This is a genomic window from Treponema endosymbiont of Eucomonympha sp., assembly GCF_001028545.1.
The window spans coordinates 1-3228 of sequence record NZ_BBPW01000087.1; the positions used below are offsets into that span (position 1 = coordinate 1).

Genomic DNA, 3228 nt, shown 5'->3' on the forward strand with positions numbered 1-3228 from the left:
AGATTTTTATCTGATAGCCGCCGACGGCGCGAATGTCCGTAATCGCGGCGCGGGTCGCGGGCGGCGGAATGACGGAGGAACTGTCGTCGCGGCTGTGCAGCCCCATAGCCGTGCGGTCTTCGTTCGTCACCGGCGCGAACTTGAGGTATTGCGCCACAAAGGGGCGGATAAACGCGGCCGCCGACTTGTGCGCGTCGTTTTTCGCCTCCGTGTCCACCGCCGTATGCGCGCCCAGCGTCGCCGCATATGCGCGGTGCCAGTCCGTATAGGCGGCGAACAGCCCGTCCGCCGCGTCCTTGGGAACGTGCGTCCACTCCGGGGACTCCCCGCCGATCTTTTCCTGCACGTAATTGTTCAGATTCTCAAACCAGCCGTCGAACTCCGCGTCCCGCGCCGGTATATAATCGGTCGTGTATGCCATACGTGTTTCCTTGTTGTCTTTTTCCGGCGGATTTTTCGCCGTCTGTGGATTTTTGCGCGCCGCCTGCCGGTTGTCGCGGGCGGTTCAGTGTTATATCCTACTTTATTTATGGTGTTTTGTAAACGCTTATACGCATTTGTGCGCGGCTCACAGGATTTTATGAGTCGCCCACAAAATTTTATGCGCCGCTCACAAAATTTTATGCGCCGCTCACAAAATTTTATGCGTGACTCGCGGGACCTTGCGAGCGGCTCGAAAATGGGCGCGGGCGGCTTAAAACCGGGCGCCGGCGGCTTGCGGGTTCTTGCCGCGAAACGATTCGGCGCCCGCGGATTGCCGCGCGCGCCGCTCAAATCAGCGCTAAACCGTCAATTCGCCGAAGGGCGAAACACCCCCGGCAAAACAAACGGCGCTCACGAGGCTCCAAACGGCACGGGTGCGAGAGCGATACGGCAAAGCCATAGGGCGAATACGGCGTTCGGCAAAACCGAACCGACCGAGTTCCTTGAGGGAACCCGGCGGACAGGCGGGGCGGCTAGACCCATAAAACGGATAAGCGCCTGCCATACCTGCCGAGCAATATGCTGGAAGATTCCGACTACCTGTCTACCGAGTAGTCCTCGCTGAAGTTTCCACCAGTAAGGCTACCGAGAGAGCTTGTCGAGGGTTCCCGTTCAGTTGCCTACCGAGCGGGCTTGAGACGCGGGTTGACGAGGGGGTGGATACGGTGTATGGTTTGAGCGAGGGAAAGATTGAGGCGGTGGAGGGGGAGAGATGACGAATATCTTATTTTTGATTGGAAACGGCTTTGACCTTAATGTTGGATTAAAAACAAGCTTCAAGGACGTATCAAAAATATATTTAAATTCTTCTTCTGACAAACCTTATATAAATGAATTCAAAAAAGAAATAAAAGAATATCCTGATTTATGGTCTTATTTTGAAAAGCAGTTTGGTTTATACGCTGAAAAATTTTCTCTTAAAAACGTTGACGAATATCATGATTGTCTTAAAGATTTTCGCGGAGTTCTTATTAATCATCTCAGACAAGAAGAATCGCGTATTAATTATGATTTGCATGAAGATGAAATTATATCAGTTTTTAAAAATTCCATTATGAATGTTTACTCTAGTTTAGAAGACGAGTCAAAAAATATTATTTCTTCGCTCGTTTCACCTCACACTGCCGTTATTTATAATTTTATAACATTTAATTATACCAATATTTTAGAAAAATGCTTGAGTTTATTAAAACCAAGCATTTTTACCCGCAAAACAAGTCTACCAACTGGTCAACCGATAGCATATCAAGATTCTAGAGGAGAAATAATATATATTCACGGAACAACGGGACGTTCACCTATTATTGGCGTTGACAATGAAAAACAAATAAATAATACAGAACTTATACAAGACGATCGTTTTAAGAAAAAAATAATCAAACCTATAGAAAATGATAATTCCAGAAATTCAAAAAATGAAAAAACAAAAGGATTGATACTCAATAGTCAAGTTATCATTATTTTCGGTATGGCGCTTGGAGAAACTGACGGCACGTGGTGGATTCAGATTGTTCAATGGTTAAAAAACCGCAACAATCATCATTTGGTAATATTTATCTATGACCCCGTTTATAACCCAATAAATATTGAAGATAAAATAGATATTGAAGAGAATGCTATGTTACAGCTATTTAGAATTTCAGGTGTTGAACAGGAATTGGGAAACTATAGACAACAAATACACATTTCTATCAATTCTGATATATTCAAAATTAATTTGGTTAATGAAAATGAGAATATAGAGATAAGAGCGTAAATGGATAATTTATTGAGAGAAAACCATTCAAAGTTAATCCATGATGCCCTCTAATAACCAACACCATAAGCGCCGATATACAGACGGCAGTCAAGGGGAAAACGGCTTCCACCGCTTTCCCCTTCTTTCCACGCGGACTTGACCGACACCATTACGCGCTAATCGGGCGCAAGCGCCGGCGTCCTTACAAACCGGAGCCTCGTTCCGAGGCCCGGGCATTTGCCGGCGGGAATGGGAGCGGCAGATCGGGGCGGCGGACAGGCAGATAGACGAGGCGGTATATGAACTGTATGGTTTGAGTGAGAAAGAAATAAAAGTGACTGAAGGAGAATCAAAATGACGGCAACGTACCGGATAAAGCCTAATGAGATTGATATGCTGGCAAAGATGTTAAAATCAAGTTTTCGGCACGGGGAGTTGAAAATAACAGTTGAAACAATGTCGGATGAGCAGTCGCGGCAATTTTCAAACGACTTGGCACGACTGCAGGCAGATGAAGCACTCGAATGGGAACAAAGCGGAAAACCGCCATTCAGGACCATGTCTGTCGAAGAATTAGAGGCCATGATTTAATGAAAGTTTCTTTTTTTAATCAGGCTGTTTTTAATTCATTTTATGAGTGGACAATCAAAGACAAAAAGGTTGCAAAAAAAATCGCGGCATTAATACGCGATATTGAACGAAATCCCGCTGTCGGCATTGGAAAATCAGAACCGCTTAAGTATCGGTATGCCGGATTTTATTCTCGAAGAATAACACAAGAGCATCGGCTTGTATATAAAATCATTGATGATTCCATTGTTATAATTTCCTGCGAGGGGCATTATGAATAAGCCGACTCTACAGATAAAAACGGTAATTGCGCGGCAGGCTGCGGCGCCGGATACGCAGATTGATGAGGCGGTGTATACACTATATGGTTTGACGGCGGAAGAAATTAAGGCGGGGAGTCCCCGGAGTGGACGCACGTTCCCAAGGACGCGGCGGAC

5 protein-coding genes are annotated in these 3228 nt (G+C 45.8%); 4 read left to right on the top strand and 1 reads right to left on the bottom strand.

Features of this window, described 5'->3' with window-relative positions:
• Window positions 1-421: hypothetical protein (locus tag AWU74_RS04545; protein ID WP_202966403.1), on the bottom strand; the 421-nt coding region annotated here is incomplete at its 3' end.
• Between the two features lie 222 nt (window positions 422-643).
• Here AWU74_RS04545 and AWU74_RS04550 point away from each other — a divergent pair.
• The 4 genes from AWU74_RS04550 to AWU74_RS04565 all read left to right on the top strand — a co-directional run bounded on the left by AWU74_RS04550 (window position 644) and on the right by AWU74_RS04565 (window position 3072).
• Complete coding sequence (locus AWU74_RS04550; protein WP_162504808.1) at window positions 644-1048, top strand: hypothetical protein; 405 nt, start codon at window positions 644-646, stop codon at window positions 1046-1048.
• Between the two features lie 165 nt (window positions 1049-1213).
• Entirely contained in the window at window positions 1214-2239 is a 1026-nt protein-coding gene (locus AWU74_RS04555; RefSeq protein WP_187150836.1) for an AbiH family protein, read from the top strand.
• A gap of 336 nt (window positions 2240-2575) precedes the next feature.
• Window positions 2576-2812 carry a hypothetical protein gene (locus AWU74_RS04560; RefSeq protein WP_059369240.1) on the top strand — a complete coding sequence of 79 codons (237 nt, stop codon included), beginning with the start codon at window positions 2576-2578 and terminating at the stop codon, window positions 2810-2812.
• Window positions 2812-3072: a Txe/YoeB family addiction module toxin gene (locus AWU74_RS04565; RefSeq protein WP_062328068.1), complete on the top strand. Its 261-nt coding sequence runs from the start codon at window positions 2812-2814 to the stop codon at window positions 3070-3072. Before AWU74_RS04560 ends, AWU74_RS04565 begins: the two co-directional genes overlap by 1 nt.
• The last annotated feature ends 156 nt before the right edge of the window (window positions 3073-3228 follow it).

Excerpts from the sequence above, each read along its gene's own strand:
- AWU74_RS04550 (WP_162504808.1), top strand. The coding sequence starts at position 644 with ATGCGTGACTCGCGGGACCTTGCGAGCGGCTCGAAAATGGGCGCGGGC.
- AWU74_RS04560 (WP_059369240.1), top strand. The coding sequence starts at position 2,576 with ATGACGGCAACGTACCGGATAAAGCCTAATGAGATTGATATGCTGGCA.
- AWU74_RS04565 (WP_062328068.1), top strand. The coding sequence starts at position 2,812 with ATGAAAGTTTCTTTTTTTAATCAGGCTGTTTTTAATTCATTTTATGAG.